The organism is Micromonospora sp. NPDC048907 (assembly GCF_055586885.1).
Genome location: NZ_JBVJHI010000005.1, coordinates 290,791 through 315,567, shown reverse-complemented (window position 1 = coordinate 315,567; position 24,777 = coordinate 290,791). Strand labels below are relative to the sequence as shown.

24 protein-coding genes are annotated in these 24,777 nt (G+C 68.7%); 16 read left to right on the top strand and 8 right to left on the bottom strand.

The window, feature by feature from the left end; all coding sequences use genetic code 11:
* Positions 1-2: 2 nt before the first annotated feature.
* From ACZ6PY_RS19530 to ACZ6PY_RS19485, 10 genes are all read left to right on the top strand, one after another.
* Positions 3-1,322, top strand: coding sequence for an O-antigen ligase family protein (locus tag ACZ6PY_RS19530; protein WP_466074683.1), 1,320 nt, complete (start codon positions 3-5; stop codon positions 1,320-1,322).
* Complete coding sequence (locus ACZ6PY_RS19525; RefSeq protein ID WP_466074052.1) at positions 1,226-2,425, top strand: glycosyltransferase family 4 protein; 1,200 nt, start codon at positions 1,226-1,228, stop codon at positions 2,423-2,425. The genes ACZ6PY_RS19530 and ACZ6PY_RS19525 overlap by 97 nt, the downstream gene beginning before the upstream one ends.
* 201 nt (positions 2,426-2,626) lie before the next feature.
* Positions 2,627-3,196, top strand: coding sequence for a dihydrofolate reductase family protein (locus ACZ6PY_RS19520; protein ID WP_466074050.1), 570 nt, complete (start codon positions 2,627-2,629; stop codon positions 3,194-3,196).
* A 611-nt stretch (positions 3,197-3,807) separates the two neighbouring features.
* On the top strand, positions 3,808-4,893 hold the full coding sequence (locus ACZ6PY_RS19515) for a LacI family DNA-binding transcriptional regulator (RefSeq protein WP_466074048.1): 1,086 nt from the start codon (positions 3,808-3,810) through the stop codon (positions 4,891-4,893).
* Positions 4,883-6,151, top strand: coding sequence for a sugar ABC transporter substrate-binding protein (locus ACZ6PY_RS19510; protein WP_466074046.1), 1,269 nt, complete (start codon positions 4,883-4,885; stop codon positions 6,149-6,151). The genes ACZ6PY_RS19515 and ACZ6PY_RS19510 overlap by 11 nt, the downstream gene beginning before the upstream one ends.
* A gap of 1 nt (position 6,152) precedes the next feature.
* A complete protein-coding gene (locus tag ACZ6PY_RS19505) occupies positions 6,153-7,115 on the top strand; it encodes a carbohydrate ABC transporter permease (RefSeq protein ID WP_466074044.1) in 963 nt (320 codons plus the stop codon).
* 2 nt (positions 7,116-7,117) lie between these two features.
* Positions 7,118-7,966: a carbohydrate ABC transporter permease gene (locus tag ACZ6PY_RS19500; RefSeq protein ID WP_466074043.1), complete on the top strand. Its 849-nt coding sequence runs from the start codon at positions 7,118-7,120 to the stop codon at positions 7,964-7,966.
* A 27-nt stretch (positions 7,967-7,993) separates the two neighbouring features.
* Entirely contained in the window at positions 7,994-9,535 is a 1,542-nt protein-coding gene (locus ACZ6PY_RS19495; RefSeq protein ID WP_466074041.1) for a glucoamylase family protein, read from the top strand.
* 923 nt (positions 9,536-10,458) lie between these two features.
* Positions 10,459-11,049 carry a DUF4396 domain-containing protein gene (locus ACZ6PY_RS19490; protein WP_466074039.1) on the top strand — a complete coding sequence of 197 codons (591 nt, stop codon included), beginning with the start codon at positions 10,459-10,461 and terminating at the stop codon, positions 11,047-11,049.
* 190 nt (positions 11,050-11,239) lie between these two features.
* Positions 11,240-11,650, top strand: coding sequence for a DUF2267 domain-containing protein (locus ACZ6PY_RS19485; RefSeq protein WP_466074037.1), 411 nt, complete (start codon positions 11,240-11,242; stop codon positions 11,648-11,650).
* A 275-nt stretch (positions 11,651-11,925) separates the two neighbouring features.
* Here the strand turns inward: ACZ6PY_RS19485 and ACZ6PY_RS19480 are convergent, their stop codons facing one another.
* Positions 11,926-13,209, bottom strand: a complete 1,284-nt coding sequence (locus tag ACZ6PY_RS19480) for a DUF4386 domain-containing protein (RefSeq protein ID WP_466074035.1) — start codon at positions 13,207-13,209, stop codon at positions 11,926-11,928.
* Between the two features lie 111 nt (positions 13,210-13,320).
* Here ACZ6PY_RS19480 and ACZ6PY_RS19475 point away from each other — a divergent pair, with 111 nt between their 5' ends.
* A complete protein-coding gene (locus ACZ6PY_RS19475) occupies positions 13,321-13,983 on the top strand; it encodes a TetR/AcrR family transcriptional regulator (protein WP_466074034.1) in 663 nt (220 codons plus the stop codon).
* Positions 13,984-14,070: 87 nt separating this feature from the next.
* Complete coding sequence (locus ACZ6PY_RS19470; protein WP_466074032.1) at positions 14,071-14,922, top strand: DUF4240 domain-containing protein; 852 nt, start codon at positions 14,071-14,073, stop codon at positions 14,920-14,922.
* Between the two features lie 88 nt (positions 14,923-15,010).
* Here the strand turns inward: ACZ6PY_RS19470 and ACZ6PY_RS19465 are convergent, their stop codons facing one another.
* From ACZ6PY_RS19465 to ACZ6PY_RS19455, 3 genes are all read right to left on the bottom strand, one after another.
* A complete protein-coding gene (locus tag ACZ6PY_RS19465; RefSeq protein WP_466074030.1) occupies positions 15,011-15,868 on the bottom strand; it encodes a PhzF family phenazine biosynthesis protein in 858 nt (285 codons plus the stop codon).
* Positions 15,868-16,434, bottom strand: coding sequence for a carboxymuconolactone decarboxylase family protein (locus tag ACZ6PY_RS19460; RefSeq protein ID WP_466074028.1), 567 nt, complete (start codon positions 16,432-16,434; stop codon positions 15,868-15,870). The genes ACZ6PY_RS19465 and ACZ6PY_RS19460 overlap by 1 nt, the downstream gene beginning before the upstream one ends.
* Positions 16,435-16,513: 79 nt before the next feature.
* Positions 16,514-16,858, bottom strand: a complete 345-nt coding sequence (locus ACZ6PY_RS19455) for a winged helix-turn-helix transcriptional regulator (RefSeq protein ID WP_466074027.1) — start codon at positions 16,856-16,858, stop codon at positions 16,514-16,516.
* 87 nt (positions 16,859-16,945) lie between these two features.
* On the opposite strand from ACZ6PY_RS19455, the gene ACZ6PY_RS19450 reads away from it, so the two are divergent.
* Both ACZ6PY_RS19450 and ACZ6PY_RS19445 read left to right on the top strand, forming a co-directional pair.
* Positions 16,946-18,031, top strand: a complete 1,086-nt coding sequence (locus tag ACZ6PY_RS19450) for an HAD-IA family hydrolase (RefSeq protein ID WP_466074025.1) — start codon at positions 16,946-16,948, stop codon at positions 18,029-18,031.
* Positions 18,003-18,380, top strand: a complete 378-nt coding sequence (locus ACZ6PY_RS19445) for an EthD family reductase (RefSeq protein ID WP_466074024.1) — start codon at positions 18,003-18,005, stop codon at positions 18,378-18,380. The genes ACZ6PY_RS19450 and ACZ6PY_RS19445 overlap by 29 nt, the downstream gene beginning before the upstream one ends.
* Before the next feature lie 286 nt (positions 18,381-18,666).
* Here ACZ6PY_RS19445 and ACZ6PY_RS19440 read toward each other — a convergent pair whose 3' ends face one another.
* Positions 18,667-19,158 carry an AEC family transporter gene (locus ACZ6PY_RS19440; RefSeq protein ID WP_466074022.1) on the bottom strand — a complete coding sequence of 164 codons (492 nt, stop codon included), beginning with the start codon at positions 19,156-19,158 and terminating at the stop codon, positions 18,667-18,669.
* A 608-nt stretch (positions 19,159-19,766) separates the two neighbouring features.
* Complete coding sequence (locus tag ACZ6PY_RS19435; RefSeq protein ID WP_466074020.1) at positions 19,767-20,051, bottom strand: hypothetical protein; 285 nt, start codon at positions 20,049-20,051, stop codon at positions 19,767-19,769.
* Positions 20,052-20,250: 199 nt separating this feature from the next.
* Between ACZ6PY_RS19435 and ACZ6PY_RS19430 the strand changes: the two genes are divergently transcribed.
* Positions 20,251-20,769, top strand: coding sequence for an SRPBCC family protein (locus tag ACZ6PY_RS19430; protein ID WP_466074018.1), 519 nt, complete (start codon positions 20,251-20,253; stop codon positions 20,767-20,769).
* 1,220 nt (positions 20,770-21,989) lie between these two features.
* Here the strand turns inward: ACZ6PY_RS19430 and ACZ6PY_RS19425 are convergent.
* Entirely contained in the window at positions 21,990-22,364 is a 375-nt protein-coding gene (locus ACZ6PY_RS19425; protein WP_154226606.1) for an ArsR/SmtB family transcription factor, read from the bottom strand.
* A gap of 674 nt (positions 22,365-23,038) precedes the next feature.
* On the bottom strand, positions 23,039-23,557 hold the full coding sequence (locus tag ACZ6PY_RS19420) for a hypothetical protein (protein ID WP_466074016.1): 519 nt from the start codon (positions 23,555-23,557) through the stop codon (positions 23,039-23,041).
* A gap of 363 nt (positions 23,558-23,920) precedes the next feature.
* On the opposite strand from ACZ6PY_RS19420, the gene ACZ6PY_RS19415 reads away from it, so the two are divergent.
* Positions 23,921-24,529 carry a LysE family translocator gene (locus ACZ6PY_RS19415; RefSeq protein WP_466074015.1) on the top strand — a complete coding sequence of 203 codons (609 nt, stop codon included), beginning with the start codon at positions 23,921-23,923 and terminating at the stop codon, positions 24,527-24,529.
* The last annotated feature ends 248 nt before the right edge of the window (positions 24,530-24,777 follow it).

The window sequence follows — 24,777 nt, the reverse complement described above, 5'->3', positions numbered from 1 at the left end:
CCATGGAGGCCGTCCCGCCCACCCAGCAGCGGCTACAAGCACCGGCCCCCCGGCCCGCCCTCTCGGTCACCTGGCTCACCGCCCTGTTCCTGGTCGCCCTTGCCGGCCGGATCACCACCGACCGGGCCGGGCTGCCCGACCTCGGCATAGGCGACCTCCGCAAGACCGCCGTCGTCGTCCTCGCCGCCGGTGCCCTGCTGTGGCAGGTCGACCTGTGGGCGCGCGGCGCCGCCCGCCCGTGGCCCCGCCTGCTCATTCCCTTCACCGCGCTCATCGCCCTGCAGGTGGCGTCGGCGTGGTGGGCTCCGTGGGCTGCCCGCGTCGAACAGGTCACCTGGGACCTGCTGCTGTTGTGGCTCCTGGTGATCTGCACGGCCACGTTGACCGCCTCGAACCCGCAGCGGGCAGCCCGCGTCCTGCTGACCCTCATGCTGGCCGCCGGGATTGTGTACGCGGTCGCCGGCCTGCAATCCGGCCCTCAGGCGCAGGGCCGCATGTCGGCGTTCGGCGGCGGCCCCAACGTGTTTGTCCGCGTCGTCTGCCTGGCGGCCATCGCGGCGGTCACCCTCGCCGTGGCCCGCCGCCGCTGGTGGCTGCTCGCACTCGTCCCCCTGCTCGGGGCAGCAGCGGTGTTGTCCGGCTCCCGGGGTGGCCTGGTCGCTGCCACCACCGCCGCCACCGTCTTCTTCGTGTTCTTCCTCCGCCGCCGCCGCATCACGGTCCTGGCCGCCACGCTCGTCCTGGGCGGGGCTGCCGCGTGGGCGGTGTGGCAGGTGATGGGCGCGGCGGTCGCCGCCCTGGCCGCCACCCGCTACAACGCCGCCATCCTCGGCGCGAACGGCTACTCCGAGCGCCCCGAGCTGCTGGCGGCCGCGTGGGAGCTGTTCCGGGAGCACCCCGTCGTCGGCGCCGGCATGGACTCGTTCAACGCCGCGACCGCCATGAACTACCCGCACAACTACCTCGCCGGTCTGGCCGCAGAGACCGGGATCGTCGGCGTCGCACTGCTGGTGTGGGCGGTCGTCCGCTGGTGCCGCGACGGGCACCCATGGACGGCCGCGACACCGGAGCAGGTCGGCTGCGCCGTCGCGGCCGTCTACGTTCTGGCCGCGTCGATGTTCTCCGGCGACTACTACGACACCCGATTCTTCTGGATCCTGGCTGTCGTCGCGGTCGGCCGGCACCACCCCCGCCCTCATCCCACCCCACAACCGAAAGGCATCCGATGGCAGGGGAGCGGCGGGTACTCGTCCTCAACCACTACGCCAAACCGACATCCAGCGCCGGAGGCACCCGCCACGTCGAGCTGTTCGACCGGCTGAACGGCTGGGACTGGCAGATCACCGCCGCCGGCCTGGACCACGTCACCCACCGCGAGTACACCACCGACGACCCGCGGTTCATCACCGTCCCGGTCACCGGCTACACCCGCAACGACCACCGGCGGGTGATGAGCTGGATCACCTACGCCCGTAACGCCTTCCTGGCCGGGCTGCGCCAGCCACGCCCGTCCGTGGTGTACGCCTCCTCGCCGCACATCCTCGCCCCGCTGGCGGGATGGGCGTTGGCCCGCCTCCGCCGGGCACGGTTCGTTATGGAGGTCCGCGACCTGTGGCCGGAGGCCATCGTGAGCCTTGGCTACCTGCGTCGCGGGTCGATGACCCACCGGGTGCTGCGGGCGCTCGAATGCTGGCTGTACCGGCGGGCTGACCGGATCGTCATGGTGGCGGGCGCGTGGCGGCCGTACTTCACGGAAGCCGGCATCGACCCGGCGAAGCTGGCATGGGTGAGCAACAGCGCCGAGCCCGAGGACTTCCGCCTCCGCCCGGACGTCTACCGGCCGCTGCGGGAGCGTGTGCCGGTGCGGGGCCGGCTGTTCGTGTACGCCGGCTCCCACGGGCCGATCAACGGCCTCGGCCGCCTTCTCGATGCTGCGGCCGACCTGGCGGAGCACACGTTCTTGCTGATCGGCGACGGCCACGACAAGCGGGAGCTGGTGGCGCGGGCCGCCGACGAAGGCCTGTCCAACGTGCACTTCCTGGACGCGGTGCCGAAGGAGGAGCTGCGCGGGATCCTGGCCGGCGCCGACGTTGGCGTGCACGTCCTGGTTGACAGCCCGGTGTACCGCAAGGGCGCGAGCCCGAACAAGCTGTACGACTATCTGGCAGCTGGGCTGCCGGTGTTGAACAACTGCCCGGGTGAGCCGGAGGACATCCTGATGTCGAGCGGGTCGGGGTTGACGGTGGCGTCGGGAGAGCTCGCCGCGGGGCTGCAGAAGCTCGCCGAACTCGACGACGCGACGCTGATCGAAATGGGCCGGCGTGGCCGCGAGTACATCCAGGAGCACCGGTCCCGCACGGTGATGGCGGCGCGACTTCAGGAGGTTCTGGACGGGGTGGCCGTGAAGCGCCGGCCAGCGTCGTAGGCGTGGGGCGGGCCCGCCACCCGGTAGAGGCGGCGGGCCCGCAGTAGGTATCGCCCGCAACGGACTGCAGGACGAACAGTGCCGGCCACAGAAGACTGACAGCTTCGCATGGCACCCGGGCAGTTGCATCGGCCTGGCGCCGCCGATGAATTTTGTGAGCCGGGTCGGTCCAACCCTGAGGACAACGGTCAGGAGGTCTCGATGGGCACCGTGGTGCTGCACAAAAGCATGTCGTTGGACGGCTTCGTCGCCGGCCCCGACATCGGCGCGGAACACCCCATGGGGAAGGGCGGCATGCGGCTACACGAGTGGATGTTCACCGACCGTCCCGACCCGCGCGACACGGAGGTCGTCGCTGCCACGTTCGCCTCGGTGGGCGCGGTCGTGGTCGGCAAGCGCACGTTCGACGTCGGCTTGCCCCACTGGCAGGACACCCCGTATCCGGCGCCGACCTTCGTGCTCACCCACAAGGCCCGTGACGAGCTCCGCATGAACAGCGCGACGTTCACGTTCGTGACCGACGGCATCGAGAGCGCCCTCACGTCCGCCCAGGCCGCGGCCGGCGACAAGGACGTGATCGTGATGGGCGCCCAGACGGGACGGCAGTTCCTGCGCGCCGGGCTGCTGGATGAGTTGCAGATCAACCTGGTGCCCGTCGTGCTGGGCGCGGGAACCCGGCTGCTGGACGACCTGGGCCACATCGAGTTGGAGCGCACGCGGGTGATCGCCTCCGAGGCGGTCACGCACCTGCGGTTCCGGGTCGTGAAATAGCGGGCAACCGTACCCGCGCGGCCGCAGCCCACGCCTGTCATGCGAGATTGTCGGTTGACCCCGCGTTGTCCCCGGGGCAGGAGAGTGCGTTGTCGCCGTGGTCGCGTCGGTGGCATAAGCGAACGTGGACCGGACGCCGGACCTCATACTCATCACGCCTCCCTCATCGCGGAAGGCGCCCTTGGATCCTATGTTCCCGGGGAGCGTGGCGGACCTGGTCCGTCGCAGCGCCCCTCACTCCGGCATAGCCGACCGTAGATGGCCGGAATGAGTCTCGGCAAGCCCGCCCTGTCCGCAGTGCCGGCAGGCATCGCACTGGCGCAGGTGGTACGTGATGGTGGCAACGCCGAGCGCGACGCCCCAGAGCACCCAGGTCGCCGTCCCGGTCGCTGAGTCGGCGATCCTCAGCTGCGCCTTCGTCGAGCGGATCGCCAACCTGCGCGCCCGGGCCGTCCACGAGGATCCGGCGATGCCGGAGCGGTGCCTCTGGCATGTGGGGACGGGCCTCCTCGCACGGGCGATTGTGGACCCAAGGGTTGTGAAGTTCGTCGCAGCTGCCTATGGTCGCCTGAAACCGGTTTCTGTCACGCACGTCACGGATCGAGGGTGTGATGGGCAACAGCCGTATGACGGTCCGCGAGATCGCCAGACTCGCCGGCGTCTCCGTGGCCACCGTCTCGCGCGTCTCCAACGGCACGGGGCAGGTCTCGGAGGAGATGCGGCGCCGGGTGCTGGAGGCGATCGAGAAGCACGGATATCGCCCCGACCACCTCGGTCGGGCCCTGGCGGCCGGCCGGCACGGCGCCCTCGGTCTGGTCTTCCCCGGTCTGTCCGGCCCCTACTTCACCGAGCTGATCCAGGGTTTCGAGTCCGAGGCGGTGGGGTCGCGGGCCAGCGTGCACATTCTCTGCACGCACCTGCGCTCCGACTCCGACGACCAGGTGCTGGAGATGGGCCGCCGGGTGGACGGGGTCGCCGTCATGGGGGGCACCATCGCCGACGAGGCGCTGCTCCGGCTCGCCGAGATGGTTCCCGTGGTGGTGGTCGCCGGCGGGGGGCCCGGCGACATCCCCTCGATACGCGCGGACAACGCCGGCAGCATGCTGGCGCTCATCCGTCACCTGCTCGCCGACCACGACCTGCGCGAGCTGACCTTCGTCGGCAACCCGGCCGGCTCGCCCGACGTCAGCGAACGCTGGGCCGCCTTCCGGCGGGCGCACCACGACCTCGGCATCGAGCCGCCCGACGAGCCGGTCGCGGTGAGCATGCAGCAGGCCGACGGGTTGCTCGCCGCCGACCAGCTGCTGGGCGGCGACGCGTCCAGGCCCGCCGGGGTGGTCTGCGCCAACGACGAGATCGCCCTCGGCGTACTGGTCGGCGCGCTCGGCCGGAGCCTGCGCGTGCCGCAGGATCTGGTCATCACCGGCTTCGACGACGTGCCGGCCGCCGCCCTCGTCACCCCGTCCCTGACCACCGTCCGGCAACCCGTACGCGAGCTCGCCGCCGAGGCGGCCCGGCTGATCCTGCGTGCCGCCGAGCAGCCCGCCGAGACTCCCGCGGGCAGTCTCGTGCTGCCCACCGACGTCGTCCTGCGCCGCAGTTGCGGCTGCCCGCCGCCTCCGACCGGAGGTACCGGCGCGTCAGGAGCTCACACCCATCGAAACCACCAGCCTCAGGAGGTACGAGATGAGAAGTAGGCGGTTAACCGCGGCGGCCGCGGTCGTCCTGGCCGCGTCGGTCGCGCTGGCCGGTTGTGGCCGTGACTCGGGCGGCGGCCAGGACGAGGCGAAGTCCGTCGGGGCGGGAAAGGCGAGCGGGGACATCACCGTCTGGGCGATGGGCACCGAAGGCGAGAAGCTCGCCGAGTTCGCCAAGGAGTTCTCCACCGAGAACCCCGACGCCAAGGTCTCCGTGACGGCGGTGCCCTGGGACGCGGCGCACCAGAAGATCGCGAGCGCCATCGCCGCGAAGCAGACGCCGGACGTGTCGATGATCGGTACCACCTGGCAGGGCGAGTTCGCCAAGACCGGTGCGCTCGACCCGACCCCGCCGGACCTCATCAAGAAAGACGACTTCTTCCCCGGCGCCTGGGACACGACGATCGTCGACAACACCTCGTACGGCGTCCCGTGGTACGTCGAGACCCGGCTGATCTACTACCGCAAGGACCTGGCCACCAAGGCCGGGTTCCCGGACGGCCCGAAGTCGTGGGACGACCTCAAGGCCATGGCCAAGGGCATGAAGGAGAAGGCCGGCGCCAAGTGGGGTCTCAACCTCCAGCCCGGCAAGACCGGCAGCTGGCAGTCGGTCCTGCCGTTCGCCTGGTCCAACGGCGCGCAGGTGGCCAGCGCCGACAAGCTGAGCTTCGACACCCCGGAGATGACCGAGGCGCTCGCCTACTACCAGTCCTTCTTCACGGAGGGACTGTCCCCGACCGCGCTACCGGAGGGCTCGCTCGAACCCGGCTTCGTCAAGGGTGAGATCGGCGCCTTCATCTCCGGCCCGTGGCACATGGGCATCGTCGAGGAGCAGGGCGGCGCAGGCTTCAAGGACAAGTACGCGGTCGCGCAGATGCCGACGAAGAAGTCGTCGACCTCGTTCATCGGCGGCAGCAATCTCGCGGTCTTCAAGGACGCCAAGAACCGTGACGGCGGCTGGAAGTTCGTGCAGTGGCTGAGCAGGCCCGAGGTGCAGGTCAAGTGGTACCAGGCGGTCAAGGACCTGCCCGCGGTGCAGTCGGCCTGGAACGACCCGACGCTCTCCGGCGACACGTTCCTGACCACGTTCGGCCAGCAACTCAAGAGCGCCAAGGCACCGCCGGCGATCACGACCTGGGAGCAGATCGCGGCCGCCTTCGACCTCGAGGCCGAGAAGCTGTGCAAGCAGAACACGGACCCGGCCGCGACCGCCAAGGCGATCCAGGAGAAGGCGAGCGCCATCGGGACCGGGAGCTGACATGGCCGGCGCCCCCACGGCGACGACACCAGCGCGACCGGCCGGGGCGACGAGCCCGGGCCGGCCCGCCGGCTCGGTCCGGCGCCGGCAGCGCCTGCGGCGGGCGCTGACCGGCTGGGCCTTCTCCGCGCCCTTCACCGTGTTGTTCCTCGTGTTCATGGCGCTGCCGGTGGTGGTCTCACTGCTCATGAGCTTCACCGACCTGCGCTCCACCGACCTGCGCAACCCGTTGGCCGTCAACGTCGTCGGCATCGACAACTACACCCGCCTGTTCTCCGATCAACTGTTCCTGCGCTCGTCGGTCAACACCCTGGTCTTCGTCGTCATCGGCGTGCCACTGACGATGGTCGCGGCCCTGGCCGCCGCGACCGCGCTCAACTCCGGGCTCGTACGCTTCCGCGCGCTGTTCCGGGTCGGCTTCTACCTGCCGGTCGTGACCAGCATCGTGGCGATCGCGGTGGTCTGGCGTTTCCTGCTCGACCCCGAGATCGGGCTGGTCAACAATCTGCTGCGCCTGCTCGGCATCGACGGGCCGAGTTGGCTGTTCGACACCAGGCTCGCGCTGCCGTCGCTGATTGTCATGGCGGCGTGGCGCAACTTCGGCTTCCTGATGGTGATCTTCCTGGCCGGACTCCAGGCGGTGCCGGCCGACCTCTACGAGGCGGCGACGCTCGACGGCGCGACGCGGTGGCAGCAGTTCCGCAACGTCACCGTGCCGATGCTCCGGCCGACCCTGCTCTTCGGCGGGGTGATCACCGGCATCGGCTACCTCCAGTTCTTCGAGGAGCCGCTCGTGATGACGCAGGGCGGACCGCTCTCCTCGACGCTGTCGGTGTCGTTCCACATCTACAACCAGTTCGGCTTCGGCAACTACGGCTACGCGGCCGCCGCCAGCTACGTGCTCTTCGTGGCGATCGTGGCGCTGTCGGCCGTGCAGTTCCGCCTGCTGGGGGAGAGGAACTGACGATGGCCACGAAGGACACCACCCTGCGTACCCGCGATCGGGTTGCGAAGGCCATGCTCTACGCCGTTCTGCTCCTCGGGCTAGTCGCCGTCGCCGGACCGTTCCTCTGGATGGCGTTGTCATCGCTCAAGCCGGAGCGGGAGATCCGCGACGTGCCGCCTACCTGGTGGCCCGAGACGGTCACGCTCGACAACTTCCGTGGGCTGTTCTCCCGGCTCGACTTTCCGCTCTACTTCTTCAACTCCGCACTGGTCGCGACGCTGGTCATGGTCGGCAACCTGCTCTTCTGCTCGCTCGTCGGGTACGCGTTGGCGAAGCTGCGCTACCCCGGCAAGCGGGCGCTGTTCCTGGCCGTGCTCGGCATGCTCATGGTGCCCGGCATGGTGACCTTCGTCCCGCAGTTCGTGCTGGTCAGCAACATGGGCCTGACCAACACGTACGCCGGCCTGATCCTGCCGTTCCTCGTCGGACCGTTCGGCGTGTTCCTCATGCGGCAGTTCCTCCAGTCGATCCCCGACGAGCTCATCGAGGCCGCCCGGGTCGACGGCGCCGGCGAGTTCCGGATCTTCTGGCGGGTGGTGCTTCCGCTGTGCCGGCCGGCACTGGCCACCCTCGGGATCCTCACGTTCCTCGCGTCCTGGAACAACTTCCTGTGGCCCCTCGTGGTCGCCACCACGGAGGACAAGTACACGTTGCCGGTCGCCCTCGCGCTCTACAGCGTCGGCGAGAACGAACGCAACTACGGGCTGCTCCTCGCCGGCGCGGTCGTCGTCGTGCTCCCGGTGCTCATCGTGTTCCTGTTCCTCCAGCGACACTTCCTGCGCGGCATCGCGACCACCGGAATCAAGTGACCCATCCCGCACCAGACAAGGAGACCCATGCGACGCCTTCTCGCACCGCTCCTCGCGCTGGCACTCGTGCTGGCAGGCGGCCCGGCCGCCGTCGCGGCACCCGACGAGCGCGGCCCCGACCGGGCCCTGCTCCGCTACGCCTCGGACACGTGGCGCTCGATGGCCGCCATGACCGACCCCGGCACCGGCCTGGTCGCGGACAACATCACCGGCGACCTCGCCGCCGGCGGCCGCTCCACCTACACGTCCCCCACCAACATCGGCGGCTACCTGTGGTCCGCGGTGGTCGCCGCCAAGCTCGGCATCATCTCCCGGACCGAAGCCCGCCAACGGATCGCCAGGACCCTCGACACGCTCGCCCGGCTCAAGCACCACACCGCCTCGGGCATGTACTACAACTGGTACGACCCGCGAGACGGCTCGGTCGTCACGGTCTGGCCCGACGACGGCAGTCCGGTCTACCCCTTCATGTCCAGCGTGGACAACGGCTGGCTCGCGGCCGCGCTCAACGTGGTCAAGGGCGCCGTGCCGGAGCTGCGCGGCAAGGCCGACGCGATCCTGCGGAAGATGAACTTCGGCTTCTACTACAACCCGGCGGCGTCGACGCCGTTCGGGGCCAGCGGGCTGATCGCCGGCGGCTTCTGGGACGCGCCGCCCCCGGGGTGCTCGCAGCAGCGCGACGGTGTCTGGTTCACCTGCAACCACTACGACATCACCGTCACGGAGCCGCGCATCGCGACGTACCTCGGCATCGCGATGGGCCAGATCCCGCCGAAGGCCTACTACAACACGATGCGCACCCTGCCGGCCAGCTGCGACTGGAGCTGGCACGAGATGCAGCCGGTCGGCTTCGACACCACCTACGAGGGCGTGCCGGTGTACGAGGGCGCCTACCGGTACCGCGGCATCCAGTTCGTGCCCAGCTGGGGTGGCGACATGTTCGAGGCCCTGATGCCTGACCTGTTCGTGCCGGAAGCGCGATGGGCACCCAACAGCTGGGGCCGCAACCATCCCGCGACGGTCGCCGGACAGATCGAGCACGGGATGAACGACGCCGGGTACGGATACTGGGGCTTCTCCCCGGCGAGCGACCCGGCCGGCGGCTACCAGGCCTGGGGCGTCGACGCGATGGGCATGGACACCGACGGCTACCCGTCCGACGTGCAGCACTCGAGGTACGACGCGGGGTTCGGCGACTGCCGCCCCGCCGGCCCGGACCCCGACTACGGCGACGGCGTGGTGACCCCGCACGCGGCGTTCCTCGCTCTCCCGTACGCCAAGGCAGCCGTCGTCGACAACCTCGCCCGACTCAAGGCCAACTTCGACTCGTACGGCCCCGGCGGCTTCTACGACGCGATCGCGGTCGGCAGCGGCACCGTGGCCAAGCGCTACCTCTCGCTTGATCAAGCCATGATCATGGGTGCGCTCGGCAATGAGCTCGCCAACGACCTCCTGCACCGCGCGTTCGTCTCACCTGAGTTCGAACGCCGGATCCGTCCACTGATCGCACAGGAGACCTTCAACGTGCCGGCCAACCAGGACCTGCCGCAGCTGCGTGGGGCCGCCTGAGGGCGCTGGATGAGGTAACGGTCGACCTGCCCGACCCCGTCGGTCGCACCGGTGCTGCGAAGTAGGGTCCACGGCCACGCGCCGTAGGGCCCTACTTCCGCGATCGAGCACGATCCTGCCGCTACTGCCTTCTGGTGCACCACGCCGCTGCCCGCGCCGCCGACATCCCGCCGTCCAGGTCGAGATCTCCGCCGTCGGGAGCGGCCCCGGTCGGTACATCAGCGCGTTGAACCTGGCGCTGATCGCCCGAGGCGTTCTTCGCCCGGACGTGGACTTCCAGCGATACGTCGCAACCCGGGTGGCGTCCGGCGCAGCCGGGAGATGTTGGCTTTCCAGATCGTCAACGACAACACGCTGCTGGACCGCGTTCTCCGCATGCTGAGCGCGAAGGCGGGCTTTACACAACTGGCCTGGCAGACGTACGTCGGCGTGGTGAAATGCGACGGGTGGCCGATTCGCGGTGACCCTGCTCGGTGCCGATACCGCGCTGCTGGGGGCCTCGGGGAGGCCCTGACCACGCTCGACCGGGCTTCGCGCTCTCTCCCGAGGCGACTATATGCCGCTTTGGCGCAACCCAGAGAGGAGTTCTTCGTCATTCTCGCTGCTGACCGGGCGTGGCGTAGGTGCTGGCCTCGCGCTCGTGGCCATGCTCGCCGTGGGTTTCCGGTGGCGCACCTGGCGGGGCCGGGGAGCCGCGGCAGGGCAAGGGACGCCCAGCAACGGTCAAGCACTGGCGTTCCGCAGGTGATGGTGGAACTTGTCGTAGCCCCGTCACTGGCAGTGCATTGAATGTCCTGGGGCGAAAGGAGAGGGTTCTGCAACCAACATGGCTCGTGGCGCTCTCGTGGGCTGTGCTCGTTGTGAGCTCTGCCAGCACCGTCGCCATCGTTTTTGATCACTTTGTGCTTCGATACCGTCAGCCGATGAGGGTCATGGAGATTGTCTGGCCGGCGACCGGCCTCTATTTCGGCCCGGCAGCGGTTCTGGCCTACCGGAAGTGGGGCAGACCTCAATCTCCGCGGTGGCTGGAGCGGCACCGCACCCCGCCTAGCAGGTCGCGACATGCTGTGACGCTGATCGAAACCATGCATTGTGCGACGCACTGCGTTCTGGGTGCCATCATTGCTACTGTTGTCAGCTTCAGCTTTGGTCTCGAATTGTTCGGTAAGAGACTGTGGCCCGAATTCATCGGCGACTACGTAGCCGCAGTGGCGATAGGCCTTGTATTCCGCTACTTCAGTGCGCCTGACACGGGAGGTCGAAGAGCGCGGGCCGCCATGCGGAACTTCCTCAGGGGAGACCTGCTGAGCGTGTCCATCTTCGAGGCCGCCCTACTGAGTTGGCTGGCGCTCATGGAGCTTATGGTTTTCCACGAGACCGTGCAGCCCAGTAGTCCGGTGTTCTGGCTCATTGTCCAGATCGGGCTGATCATGGGCTTCTTTGCCGCTTGGCCACCAACCCTGTGGCTGGTCCGCCACGGCGCCAAAGCGGATTTGCTGAGCACGCCCCAGTAGGTGGTGCCCGCGCCGACGCCCGTGGCCTGCTTGGTTCGCGTTCCAGCGGGCGATCGGTGATTAGCCCGATGGGGATGAGGCCAGATCACCCGCCGTCCCAGCACGCTGTCGAGGTACCAGTTCGCGTGCCGAAGCGAAGTGCCGCGTTCCTGCCATGCGACGGGGATGCTGCCCGGAGAGGGAGAATCAGATGGAATACGAGGATTTCGTGAATGCAGTGGCCACGCGGGCAAAGGTCTCGACCGAGCAGGCGGCGACACTGACCAGCGTGACGTTGGAGACGTTGGCAGACCGGATAAGCGCCGGCCAGGCCGAGGACCTCGCCTATCAGCTTCCGGATCGACTTGCCGGTAACCTGAGCAGACCGCTCGGAGGGGAAATGGCCACCTCGTTCGGACTCGACGAGTTTGTGCGGCGGGTGGGGGATCGTCCGGGGGTCGACCGTGCGCTCGCCGGTGCCGGGGTCCGCGCGGTGCTCTCCACCCTGCGTGAGGCCGTAACCCGAGACGAGTTCGAGAACGCCATGGCCCAACTTCCCGAGGAGTTCTCGCAGGTGATCGAACCGGTGGGAGCCGGTGGCGGGCGGCGCTCCCGCTCGTAGCAGGCAGAGTGGGAGCAGGAGCAGTGTGGCGTCTTCTGTTCCACGCCGACGGCGGCGCCGACCCGAGTCTGACTCGCGCCGGTCAGCCGACTGAGCCTGCAGGACAGCTCGCCGATGTCTCGCCTGCCTAGCGGCTCGCGGACGGCCTTGTCGAACCACACGTTCTCGGGGACGCTTCGGTCACGACCTCGATCGGGCGCTGCCCGGTCACATCGACGCCGTTTACTCTCCCTGAGCCGGCTCCTGGCCTCGTCAACTCGGCGGGGTGGCCGGTCTCAAGCGAGCTGCGGCTGGCGGGTCTGCTCCCTGGCAAGGTCGGACCGGCGCTGGCGGCGCGAGCGCGCGGCGAACACGAGCAGCCACACCATGAGGACGACCTCACCGACGAACGTGACTGCGGCGACCTGAATCGTGTACGTGGTCGAGACCAGCGCTCCGATCGAGTCGGTGAGGTAGCCCGCGCCGGCGATCGCCACGAGCACCGCCCCCCAGGTCGGCACAGTGCGAGACCGCCACGCCAGCCACCCGATCATCAGCAGGTGGACGCCGAACAGGATCAGACCCAGGCTCCAGATCTCCTCGAATTCGGTGATCTGCGCGTACACCCTGGGGCTGATCTGGTCGGTCGCCACGCCGTCACGCAGGAGACCAGCGGCGGCGATCAGGTGCGTGATCGCGACGGCGAAGACGACCGCGTACACGGTGCGGCACCAGGCCGAGATCAGTGCGACGGTGCGGTGGGTGTCGTCGAAGAACGCCCGCAGCGCCCAGGCGACCAGCACGTCGAGGCAGGTCACCGCGAACAGAGCGACGACGGCAAGGGCGAATGCCCGTTGATTCGACAGCAGCCGGGTGGTGGTCTCGACGGCGTCGGTGGAGACCAGCCGGCCCACGACGCCGAAGTTGGCCAGCCCAGCGAGAACCGCCATCAGCAGCAGGCCGAGCCCGGCGGCCAGCGCCGCGCGGCTTACCCGGGAGCCGCCCTCCACGGCCGCCGCTGCGCTCGACTGCCCGCCGGAAGCGGCACCGGGCTGCACAACAGCGGTGGGCGGCGCGAAGCCGCGAGCGAGCAACAGCAGACCGAAGACGATCTCGAACAGGCCACCCGGGATCGCCAGCACGAGCCCGACCGCGGCCCCCATCAGCTCGGCGGCCGCGCCGGCCGCCAGCAGCGCGTATCCGACGGATCCCCAGATCGCCAGCCAGCTCGGCAGCCAGCGCTGCCGGTGAAGGGCCAGGCAGAACGGCAGGCTGCCCAGCCCCAGCGACAGCATGGCCAGCTGGTATGCGATGTCGGCGGCACCGGCACCGACCGGGTCCAGCAGGACGACCCCGGCCGTGAGCAGGAACCCCTCCGCGCCGCGCGCGACAAGGTACGCCCAGGCGATCCCCGGATGCGGTCGGCGCAGCGACCAGAAGACCAGCACGCCGATGGCCGCCACCATGACGGCGTTGAGCATCACGAGGGTCGTCCCGGCGGCCTGCCCGGCGAGAGCGGTGCCGATGCCGTAGGAGACGAACGCCAACAGGAAGAACGCACCGGCGCATCTGCCGGTCACGCGGAGGGACATCTTCGCCTCACAGGCTTTCGTACTAAGTAAGAAGTACTAAGTACGATAGCCTTGGCGGCGAGGCCGGTCAACGGAAGCCAGGAAGACGGGAACCAGAGGGTGGGCGAGCCAGCACGACAGCTGAGTCGCGAGCGGGTGCTGCAGGCCGCGGTCGGCATCGCCGACGCGCACGGCCTGGGGGCGTTGACCATGCGGTCGCTGGCCGCTGAGCTGAACGCCAAGCCGATGTCGCTGTACTACTACATCCGTAACAAGGACGATCTTCTCGACGCCCTCGTCGACGGGGTTTTCGCGGAGATCGAACTGCCGGAGACGGGCGGCGACTGGCGCGCCGAGGTGCGCCGGCGATGCCTCTCAGCCCGTACGGTCCTCGCGCGGCATCCCTGGGCGCTGGCCCTGGTCGAAAGCCGGACCAGTCCCGGGCCGGCCACCCTGCGCCATCACGACGCCATGCTGGGCGTGCTGCGGGCCGGGGGCTTCTCGCTACAGATGACGGCCCACGCGTACGCGATCGTCGACGCGTACGTCTACGGCTTCGTGCTTCAGGAGGCGTCCCTGCCGTTCGACAGCGGAGACTCCGCCAACGCCGTCGCGGATTCGATCATGGAAGGCTTCGCGGCGGGCGACTACCCGCATCTGGTCGAGTTCGCCACGCAGCACCTCCAGCAGCCTGGATACCACTTCGGCGGGCAGTTCGAATTCGGCCTCGATCTGATCCTCGACGCACTCGCGGTGCGCGGCGGCGCCACGCGCCCGCCGTGAGTCCCGCTGCCGGGCCCGTCGGTGAAGCTGGGCTGACCGAACCCGCTGACAGCGGCTTCGAAGCGTCCAGCATGAGAAGGAGCTCCGGTGATCTCTGCGAAGTTCTGGTCGTACATCGCCCTGCTCGATGGTGCCGCGACTCCTGAGGGCTGCGGGCGTCTCGTCGAGTCGCTGGGTTCGGCCGGGGAGGCCGACGTGCGGCAGTTCGCCGACGATCTCATGGAGGCGGTGCGCGCCCTCACCACGGCGCGACACCAGTCGCAAGCGGTCTGGGACGTGTCAGAGCCGGCCGCCGCGCCTGCGCTTCCCATGTCCGACGATGTCTTCCTCTACGCCAGGCTCGCCGTTGTCGCCGCCGGCCAGCGAACGTGGCAGGCGGTCCTGGCCGACCCCGACGCCATGTCGGGCCGCTGGCGGGTGGCGGGTGCCGAGGAACTGTTGGACGTGGTGCCGGCGGCGTACCGGCGCGCCACCGGGTTGGACTGGGACGACGACCTCGTCTTCGACATGCCGCTCGCCGACGACGCCCGAGCCGAGGCCGGCGCCGGTGACGGCGAGGGCAAGTGGTGGAACTGGTACATGTGCGGACACATGTACGACGTGAAGGCCGAACGCGACGAATTCGACACCGCGTCCTATGCGCTGGAAGCGGCGATCGACGCCGATCCCGCCTGGCGGGCATGGTGGGGCGCCTCCGGCGTGCCCGATCTGGAGACCTACCCGTTCTACACCTGGGGCGCCGTCCCGAAACCGCGCCTGAGCAAGGGCCGGAAGGTGGTACGAGTCCACTTCGGCTTCGACGCCGCCGTGCTGCACAGCGCACCCGTCCAGGATCTGCCAGGCCTCGCGGCCGAGCATCAGCGGGCGCTGCTCGGGTACGCGCAGTCGAGACTCGGACTGCCGGACATGCCGCTCCTGCCCAGCCCTGAGGAAAGGTAGTCGGCGCCGCGCCGCGTGACGCTTCAAGCGAGCCCAGGACGACAGCCGATAGCAGCCAGGCGGGAAGCGTGAACGCTGACCACCTCGGTCAGCCGAGAACGATGGGCGGGCCAAGGTCGACCACTCCGCCGATTCTCGCGACGATGCCGGATCCGGTACGGGTCGCGCTCGCGCAGATCGATGATGGCCTCTTGAGTGTGTCACCCTGGTGGACTTCGATGTCGCCGTTGCCGGAGGTGTCGAGGAGGTGGGCGGCGAGGCAGCCGACGCTGTTGGCGTTCGCGATGTCCTCGTTGACCCCGATCGCGGGGGCGAACATGCGGGCTGCGGCCGTTCTCGCGGTCGGTGAGAGTGCGTAGGTGAAGCAGCCGAGATATCCGAGTCGGCGGCACTCGGTTGCCAGCCGATCGAAGTCGGGCTGTATGGACAGCAGCGTCCGGTGATCTCGGACGGGGACAAGAAGTCGTGGCGTACCCGGCAGAGCGACCCGGACGTCGGCGGCGATGTCCGCTCGTTGCAGGCCGAGGGCAGCGATGATGCCCCCACCGGTGGCGTCGCCGTCGTCAGCCAGGGCGATGGCGCCTTGGTCGAACCAGACTTCGACGCCGCCGCGACGGCGGATGGCCGTCGTGGCGAAGGTGCGGCCTGCGGTGTGCTGGCGCCCGTGGTGCTCGGTGGCGCCCCTGCGGTCCAGCAGGACGGCTTGCGCGGCGAGGGTGCCATGGCCGCAGTTCGTGAGTTCCCCGGCGCTGGTGAAGAAGCGCACCGTGGGCGTGTCCGCTGTGCCGGTGTCGATGAACGCGGTGTGGGAGGTGCCGGTCCTGCGGGTGATGGCGTGCCGGTCGCCGTCGGTGAGGGTGGCGTCGTCGATCACGACCGCGGTGGGGCTGCCGCCCTGCCCGTCGCGGGTGCAGGCGTTCACCACTGCCACCGGCGGGTCGGCCATCAGGCGGCCGTGATGTCGGCGAAGCGGGGAGCGCCGGGCTCGAGGTCGACGCGAGCGGCGCGGGCGGCGAAGCAGATCGCGTGGTACAACCCGCACAGCAGGAGCACGTCGAGTAGTTGCCGCTCGTCGAACGACTCCTGCGCGGATTGCCACAGTTCGTCGTCGATGTCGCTCGCGTCGTGCAGGGCGTCCACCATCTGGATGAGCGTGGCTTCGCGGTCGGCCGTCCAGCAGGGATCGTCAGGGCACCCGCAGGTGAGCGAGGTGATCTCGGCCGGTGTGAGTTCGGCACGGTCAGCGAAGACCATCACGTGGACGCCCCACTCGTATTCGCAGCGACAGCGTGCGCAGGTGCGCAGGATGACGATCTCCCGTTCGCGGAGGGTCAGGCTCAGGTCGCGGCCGAGTTCGTACCTGCCCCAGTTGCTCATCGCCATAGTCATCGGCAAGTTCTTGGCGAACGTCCGGAAAAGGCCGATAGGAGGCACCCCGGCCGGCGTCATCGTGGCGAGTTGTGCCGCCACGTCCGGCGGGAACGGCGGTTCGAGCGCCAGGATGCGAGCCATGGCCCCCTCCAGGTGTTTCGGATTTAGAAGCACCGTAGCGATTCGGTTTCCGAAGCGCCAGGGGTGATGCTGCACGGGTTCAGTTTTCGCGGTTCTCGTCCAGGGCGGAGGCCCAGGCCTCGGACCAGCGGGCGAGCGGGCGCAATGCCTGGTAGACGCCATGGCCCAGGTCGGTGAGCGTGTAGGCCGTGTCCGGCTGCTGGGCGACGAGGTGGGCGTCGAGGAGCTCGGTCAGCCGTTGCCGCAGGACGCTGGAGGACATGTTGTCACAGCGCTCCTGCAACGCGCGGAACCCGACCGGCCCGTACTGCAGCTCCCAGATGATGCGCAGGTTCCAGCGGCGGCCGAACAGGTCGAGGGCGGCCATGAGAGGTCGCCCGGTGCTCGATCCGCGTACCGGCCGGCCCGGCCTGGGTGCCGTCATCGCCTGTGCCCCCTCTTGATGCTTCGATCTTCGATACAGTAGCGTCCACCGCGTTGATTCGACTTCCGAAGCGATGGGGATGGCTTCGTGAGACGTCTACCGCTACTCGGGACAACCAGGGACCTGGCCTGGCGCCTGCAGCACCTGCCAGTCGACGTCCTGCGCCGGTGGCCCGCGTCCGGGGTGTGGTCGGCGTTGGAGTACGCCTGCCATGTCCGCGACGTCTACGACACCCGGGTTCGCCGCACACTGACCGAGCACGAGCCCACGCTCGAACCGATGCGCAACGACGAGCGCGCCGAGCAGGGTGCCTACAACGAGCAACCACTGGCCGCCGTCCTGCTGGATCTTGAACGTAATATCGACCGGTTCGCCGCCCTCACGAGCGAGATCAGCGAACCGCAGTGGAGCCGGACAGCTGTCCGGCTCCCTGGGGAACGCCGCACCGTGCTGTGGATGGTTCGGCAGGCCGCGCACGAAGGGCTCCATCACCTCCACGACATCGGTGCGGGCACGAACGACAAGGCGGTGTTATTCGACGTCGACGGCGTGCTCGTCGACTCGTACCCCGCGTACCGCCGGATCTGGAGCCGATGGGCCGACCACCGCAACCTCGACCCGGACCTGGTCTGGTCGCACACCCACGGCCGCCGGCCCGTCGACACCATCCAGGCCGTAGCGCCACAACTCGACGCCGCCGCCGAATACTCGCTGATCCGGGAATTCATGGCGAACGAAGGCGACGGGTTTCCCGTGTACCCCGACGCCGCCGCAGTGTTGCGCCTATTACAGAACCGACGGTGGGGCGTCGTGACCTCAGGCCGAACGCCCACCGTCCTGCAACGCCTGCGCGCAGGTGGGCTACCCGACCCTCCGGTCCTGGTCGACAGCAGCCAGGTCCGCCGCGGCAAACCGGATCCGGAGGGCTACCTACGCGCGGCTCAGCTCCTCGACGTGCCGGCGCCCGACTGCCTGGTGATCGAGGACGCTCCCGCCGGCGTCGAAGCAGCCCGATCCGCCGGCATGACAGTGGTCGCGGTACGCACCACCCACCCTGACGACGAGCTCGCCGGCGCACACCACCGCGTCGACACCCTCAGTCACACCGTCCCACTCATCACCGGCTGGCTGGAAGGACACTCCCATGAACCAGGGAACCGAACGACTCGCTGACTCTGGCGGTCTCCCGTGCCCCGACTCGAACGGCTCGACTCACAAGCTGCTGGTCCTGTATCCCGAACCCGCCGATCCCGACCACTTCCGCGAGTACTACGTGACCAACCACCTCCCGCTGGTCGCCCGCATGCCCGGCCTGCTGGCGTGGCGCTACAGCTTCGACGTGGCGGCGACGCAGGGAGAGACGCCGTACTTCGCGGTCTTCGAAGCCGAGTTCGCCGACGCCGCGGCGATGACCGCGGCGAGGGCGTCGCCACAGGGCCGGCAGGTGACCGCCGATGTCGCCAACTACGCCACCGGCGGTGTGGTCGTCATCCACTATCCGGTGCAACACGGCACCGTCTGAGCCCGGGACTTGGCGCCCGATATCCACGGAGCGCACCGGTGGCCTCAGCACCAACGGCGCCAGCCCTGGCGGGCCGACACCGCGGCCGTCGACGATCGGCCGAACGTCTTGGGCCGTCCGTGCCGACCCAACGCCGCACACCGATCCGCTGCCGGCGGGCGCGTTCGACCGGGTGATCCGTGATCAGCAGCGACGGCCCCGCACCGCACGCTTTGCGAAAGGGTGCAAGACTGCACATGGTCAAGGCGTGACTCACCATGATTGCCGGCCGAGTCAGCTGACGGACCTACCCGAGCAGCGCCGCCGCCGCGGCCAGGGTGGCCAACGACAGCGTCGTGGTCACCACCACCGACCGGTTGGCCACCGCCTCGCCGACGCCGTACTCCTGGCCGAAGATGAACGTGTTCTGCGCTGTCGGCAGGCCCGCGTACACCACCACGGCGAGCAACTGCGGCGCGGACAGGCGCAAGGCCATCCCGGCCGCGTACGCGATGACCGGCTGTGCGACGAGCTTCAGCGCGGTGATCACGGCCAGCTCGGCCAGCTCAGGCGGCGCTGCCCGCGACGGCGCCGTACGGTGCAGCGACGCGCCGAGCGCGACCAGGGCGGCCGGAACCGCGGCGCCCGACAGCAGGGTGAGCGACGCGCCGACCGCCGACGGCAGATGCAGGCCGGCAGCCGAGCACGCGACACCGAGCAGCGACGCCAGGATCACCGGGTTGCGTACCGGTTGGGCCGTGCCCGGCCTGTCGACGGGGTGGGCGGGGCGCCGAACCACGGGACGGCGGCCCGCTCCCCAGACGGGCGGGTCGGCGGCAGACGGGATGGCAACCAGCTTTGCGGGTGCGGGTACACATCCCCTCCCGCCTCATCAACGGCACGGATGTTGCGAGCGTCAGTGATGATCGGCGGGTGGTTGACAAGGAGTTCAGCATGCGCGGGGGCGTCGCCTACGTTGACCCCGGCGTGCGGTCGTGAGGGTCGGGTTTCAAGAGCTACAAGAGCGCCACGTGGCCCTTCGCTCGGCTCCGTGTCGGAACGAGCCACATTACGGTCTCGTCTCTGTTCGGAGAGTTCCGCGTCACCCGCACGAACCCCGTATCGATCTCCCGGTTAAGCCGTATCCCCGTTCTGGCAGACGGCGTCAAGTTTGTGCGAGATGACCACGACGAGGCTGTGATCTTCTGGGCGGCCCGTGCTGGCAAGGTGTCGGGCGAGCTGCAACGCCGAGGCTGGCCAGTGGCCGGCTCATCGTGAGCCGCCGTGCTGGGTGACCAATTGGGTGACGACGGGCACGAGCATGGCCGGACGCCGGTGGACGCTGATGGACCGTTGAGGCAGGTCACCCGGAATGATTGGCCAGCTCATCGACGGGTGATGGTTCTTTCACACCGAAGGAGTCGCGCCTCCGGCTCGTCGAGCTCGCAGCTCTGTTAGCCAGTGTCGTACCTGGTCGTCATCGTGCAGGAAGCCTGCTTCTGGTCCGGCCCGCAGATCGATGCCTTGAAGCAGATTGAGGGCCCACCACTCCACGTCGCCCCAGCAAAGCTCGTCGTCCATCACCCACCTCTGAGCCCACCGGTCAGCAGAGTCCCGGGTTCTACGGCCGTCGGCAACGGCAAGCAGCCATCCCTCGATCTCATCAAGGTCCGGTTGCTGGCTGCCGTCCACGCCCGTGAGCTTACGGTCCTGAGTGACTAACTGAGTGACGATCGGGACGGACGTGGGCGGACAACGATGGACGACAGGGAATCGCCTCGGCAGGTCAAGGGCCCGGTCGTTCCAGGTCAACGCCCCGAGTGAGTTGCCTGGGGGTCAAGCGCTCATCCTGCTGCCCTCGGGGCGTGACCAGGGGGCCTACGGTGGCTCTGTGCCGCGCATCGAGCTGACTACGGACGTCCAGGCAGTCCCGGAAACCGTCTTCGACGCCTGCCTCGACGTTGATATGCATACCGAGTCCATGGGGACAAGTGCCGAACGGGCGGTCGGCGGCGTAACGACCGGCCGGTTGAAGGCCGGCGATGCCGTCACGTGGGAAGCCAGGCACTTCGGCCTACCCTGGCGGATGACCGTTCGAATCACCGACTACCGGCGGCCGCATGGCTTCACGGACGAGCAGATCAGTGGCCCATTCGGCCGATGGCACCACGAGCACAGCTTCACGCCGGATCCGGCTAACTCCTCGGCGACCCTGATGCGCGATGTCATCTTCTTCACTGCGCCAATGGGAGCCGTTGGCGGCTTCGTGGCCAGCCTCATCCTGCGGCCGTACCTGCAACGCCTCATCGCGGGCCGCAACGCCTATCTTGCTGCCAGCCTGGCGGAACCCAGACATGGGGAGGGGGCACAAGATCCAAAACATGCGCGGAACGATCAAGGCCGCCGCTGATAGAGCATCGGGCGTATGCCCTGGTAGGGGGCCGGTGCTCCGGGTGAACACAACCCTTCCTAAACCGTGTGCCCGCCACCTGGTGGGGAGCCGTGATCGCCTGCTCTACTGGTGACATGCGGGCCAGCTTCCTTCTGTGCGTCACTCTGCTGGGAGCCGGCGTGGTGGTGGCGGGGGTCGGCCCCCTGGTCGCCTTGAGCTACGTCGACCAGCCAGGGCCGTTCAATGAGGCGATTCTCGGCACTGTAGGCGGGGGTATGGCCGGGGCGGCTGTTCGCCGGTGGAGGAAGTACCGCCGCTTAGGCTTGGGGCACGTACGGGGCACAAGACAGTGAGAAACTCGGCAATCAGTCACCAATGACGTGGAGTTGAGGCGCGACTTGACCAGCGCTTCGACCGAGCCGACGCAGGTCACGAGGAGGCCGGTCTAAGTCCCGCTTCGACTCAACCAAGTGGATTGTTTGACCCCTACGGGGCGGCGACCAGTTGGGCAATGCCCCCAGCGCCCCGGACCAGCGTGCCGAGAAGGATGAGGGCACCGCCTCCGACGAATGACCCTGCCTCGCCTGATGCCATGGCAGCAAGGACGCGACGGAGGGTGTACGGCTCGTGGCCGTTCATGGTGTCCGGTGTGATGCCGCGCTTGGCCAGTTCGGCGGCTCGCCAGCCAGGCGTCTACCACCTTCGAGTCTTCGCCTGCCCTCTGGCGCTTGACGCTCTCATACGTCGTCCACTCGATGAGTCTGATGTCCTCTCGCAGCCGCGCTACCGCCGACCTGACCTGGGCACCCGCCGGCACGCTGCACCGGCGCTTCCTCGGCTGAACCCGATGAGCATCCTGCGGCCCGGCGACGAGAAGTTCCACTACAGCGGCGGTACTGCAGAGACCGGTACCCGAGCATGCGGGAGTGGGAGGAAGCCCAGCACGCGGACTTCCTCGAAGAAGCCCAGTGGCGGTTCGGATGACAATCCGCACTCCCCGGCACCGGCGCCCGCACCAGCGAGGGTAGGCGGTTGGTACGTCGCCGCAGTTCCCTGGCCGTGACAGCCATACCTTCAGCATGACTAAGTGGTGAGCGACCCGGCCGCGGGCAGGCCCAGCGGTGGAGTGTCGACGCGAGAGCGCTGCCAGGACCTTCTCGGCGGGATGAAACCGGGCCGCGACCAGAGCGGATGCCACTGCCGGCACGGCCGGCGCCGGCGATCTTTGACAGTGGTGCTTAGCGGGTCTTCCTGGTCGCCCGCTTACGGGGCGGCGTCAACAGCTCGGCGATCGCCGCGATCGCGGACGGCACCAGGCGGTAGTACGCCCAGACGCCCCGCTTCTCGCGCTCGAGCAGCCCGGCCTCGGTGAGGATCCGCAGGTGATGACTCACGGTCGGCTGGGAGAGCCCGAGCGGCGCGGTGAGGTCACTGACCGACGCCTCGCCCTCGGGAGCGGACTGGATCAGACTGAGCAGTCGCAGCCGGGCGGGGTCGGCAACGGCCTTCAGCACTCCCGCGAGCCGTTCGGCATCGGCACGCTTGATCGGCTCGCCAGCAAGCGGCGAGACAACAGCGGGTGCAGCGGTTTTCGGGGTTCCCACGTCATGCATCGTTGCACCAACACCAAGAATGCGTTGGCGGAACCCAGTACCGGGCCCACCGACGGTCCGCGGGTAGGGATCTCCTGCTACCGGCCGCGTCCGTGCCCGGACGGGGTGTGGGCGTCGGCCCGCGTGTCGGCATCTTCAGCCGCTCTGCATGATGATCTGCGGGCGGAGGAGGTGCCGGAGCGTGTCCGGATCGTGTGACGTGGCGGTCATAAGGAGGTGAGCAGGCCGGCTGGGCGGCGGGCTACTACCTGCGCCGAGCCGGTCTGGAATACATCATCCTTGACGGCCAGTCGCAGCCGGGCGGCGCGTGGCGGCATGGCTGGAACTCGTTGCGGTTGTTCCCTCCAGCCGAGTACAGCCCGCTGCCGGGGTGGGGGATGCCCCGGCAGGAGCGCGAGGAGTTCCCGACCGCCGATCAACTGCGCGGCCGAGGCGGCAGGCCCCTCGGTGAGCAGCCGGTGGATCTCCGCCGTACTCGTGATCCGTGCACCACATGCCGCCTGCCACCCGCTTCTGCCGCGGCTCCACCGTCCGCGCCGCCCGCGGCATGAGGCGTGGAGGACGATGCCGGCTCGGGTGAGCCGGGGTAGGCCAGCCTGAGGTAGCTACAGCTTGGGGCCCGACCCCCTCGCGATTGAAAGAGTCGGGCCCGTAGGGCTACTCGCGTGCCTCGCCTACTTCTGGCACCGTCCGCTGGCCTGCCCCTCGGCAATGACCTTGTCGACGCCCTTGGCGTAGTCCGCCATCGACTCGGCGTCCGGCTGGTACCGCCACTGCCCGTCCTCGTACCGGATCTCGGACATCCCGGCGGCGATCGACCGCTTGAAGTTCACGACCGCCTTGTCCTCGCCCTCAAGACGGGCGCCGGTGATCTCGAAGGTCAGGCCGGTGATGGTCTTGCACTCGGTGTGCAGGCGGGCGTACTCGTCGCGGGTGATCGCCGCCTTGCCCTCCGTGGTCCAGAGGTCCCATGCACCCTTCCAGTCGCCGGCCGCGTAGGTGTCGTACTCCTTCTGAGCTAGCGCCTTGGCCGCCTCCACCGTCTTCGGCTCCTGCGGCTTGTAGGCCTTGGCCTCGGCGGAGGCGGCACCCGGGGCGGCGGAGGTGGTCGGCTCGGTGGTGTCCTCGCTCCCGCAGCCAGCGGTGAGCAGGGCCAGTCCGAGGGCTCCCACGGCGATGATGGTCTTGCGCATTCCTGTGTCTCCTGGTCATGGTGCAGTGCAGGCCAGTCGGCCAGCGTGGCCGCTATCGGTCGTGAACCGTCGCCGCCCTCGGCGGGTCGCGGGTGATCATGGCAGGTCGGTGCGACAGATTCGCGGTGGGGCGTACGGTCGCTGGTCAGCTCATGCTGGTACCGGCTCAGTGAGCGGCAAATGTGCAGCCTCGGCCGTGATCGCCGAGCCCTTCCCGGATCGCTTCGGTCGGTACCTCTTGACCGTCGCCAGGCTCAGCCGGGCAAGTTCGGCGATGCGCAGGTGAGTCGCCTTGGGCGAGACCTGCCGGGCTGTGGCGACATGTGGAATGGTCTTGTCATGCCGATAGATCAGCACCTCCTCGTGGCCTTCACCCTGACCACGATCATCGCGATGGTCAGTCCCGGGCCGGACATGTTGTTCGTCTTAGGGTGTGGGATGCGCGGCGGTCCGCGCGCCGGCCTGCTCGCCACGGCAGGGGTGGCAACGAGCGAGGCCGTTCACGTTGCCGTGGCGGCCGCTGGGCTGGCCGCTCTCTTCGCGGCAGTGCCGACCGCCTTCACGGTGGTGCGGATCGTCGGAGGCGCCTATTTGATCTACCTTGGTGTGCAGATGATTCGGCACCGCAAGAGCGAGCGGAGCGAGTTGCCAGTCGTCGGCGGAGGCATTTCGGGCCGCCGGGCTTATCTCAGTGGATTGTTAACCAACCTACTTAACCCGAAGATGGTCACCTTCACGATCGCGTTCCTCCCACAGTTCATCAACCCAGAACTGGGTCGGGTCTGGGCGCAGTTCGCGATCCTCGGCACCATTCTGATCGTCCTGGAGTTCATCGTCGACGGCACAGTCGGCGTGCTCGCAGGGCGGATCGGGGGATGGCTCCGTCGCCGGCAGGCCGCTCGCCGCCGAATCGACACAGCGACGGGAGGCGTATTCATAGGGCTGGGCGTGCGACTGGCCGTCGAGCGATGATGCCCCTTCCAAGTCAGACAGGGTTGAGGGACGTCATCCGGCCCGAGTGGACGGGCGCCCGGGGACCAGTAGCCGATGTCGCCAGCGGTCACGAGCGGGCATGAACGGTCAGGGGCGACAGCCGCCGTGAGCAGCCGTTTCGGGCATCACAGCCCGTTGAGCCCGCTCTTCCAAACTGACGGTGCCGTGATGATCAATGCGGCGATGACCGGATCTGCGACGTTTAAGACGGCCCTGGCGCGACCGTG

Bases quoted from the DNA above. Each gene is read 5' to 3' on its own strand.
- ACZ6PY_RS19530 (WP_466074683.1), top strand. From the start codon at position 3: ATGGAGGCCGTCCCGCCCACCCAGCAGCGGCTACAAGCACCGGCCCCC.
- ACZ6PY_RS19525 (WP_466074052.1), top strand. From the start codon at position 1,226: ATGGCAGGGGAGCGGCGGGTACTCGTCCTCAACCACTACGCCAAACCG.
- ACZ6PY_RS19520 (WP_466074050.1), top strand. From the start codon at position 2,627: ATGGGCACCGTGGTGCTGCACAAAAGCATGTCGTTGGACGGCTTCGTC.
- ACZ6PY_RS19515 (WP_466074048.1), top strand. From the start codon at position 3,808: ATGGGCAACAGCCGTATGACGGTCCGCGAGATCGCCAGACTCGCCGGC.
- ACZ6PY_RS19510 (WP_466074046.1), top strand. From the start codon at position 4,883: ATGAGAAGTAGGCGGTTAACCGCGGCGGCCGCGGTCGTCCTGGCCGCG.
- ACZ6PY_RS19505 (WP_466074044.1), top strand. From the start codon at position 6,153: ATGGCCGGCGCCCCCACGGCGACGACACCAGCGCGACCGGCCGGGGCG.
- ACZ6PY_RS19500 (WP_466074043.1), top strand. From the start codon at position 7,118: ATGGCCACGAAGGACACCACCCTGCGTACCCGCGATCGGGTTGCGAAG.
- ACZ6PY_RS19495 (WP_466074041.1), top strand. From the start codon at position 7,994: ATGCGACGCCTTCTCGCACCGCTCCTCGCGCTGGCACTCGTGCTGGCA.
- ACZ6PY_RS19490 (WP_466074039.1), top strand. From the start codon at position 10,459: ATGAGGGTCATGGAGATTGTCTGGCCGGCGACCGGCCTCTATTTCGGC.
- ACZ6PY_RS19485 (WP_466074037.1), top strand. From the start codon at position 11,240: ATGGAATACGAGGATTTCGTGAATGCAGTGGCCACGCGGGCAAAGGTC.
- ACZ6PY_RS19465 (WP_466074030.1), bottom strand. From the start codon at position 15,868: ATGGCCGACCCGCCGGTGGCAGTGGTGAACGCCTGCACCCGCGACGGG.
- ACZ6PY_RS19460 (WP_466074028.1), bottom strand. From the start codon at position 16,434: ATGGCTCGCATCCTGGCGCTCGAACCGCCGTTCCCGCCGGACGTGGCG.
- ACZ6PY_RS19455 (WP_466074027.1), bottom strand. From the start codon at position 16,858: ATGACGGCACCCAGGCCGGGCCGGCCGGTACGCGGATCGAGCACCGGG.
- ACZ6PY_RS19445 (WP_466074024.1), top strand. From the start codon at position 18,003: ATGAACCAGGGAACCGAACGACTCGCTGACTCTGGCGGTCTCCCGTGC.
- ACZ6PY_RS19425 (WP_154226606.1), bottom strand. From the start codon at position 22,364: ATGCATGACGTGGGAACCCCGAAAACCGCTGCACCCGCTGTTGTCTCG.
- ACZ6PY_RS19420 (WP_466074016.1), bottom strand. From the start codon at position 23,557: ATGCGCAAGACCATCATCGCCGTGGGAGCCCTCGGACTGGCCCTGCTC.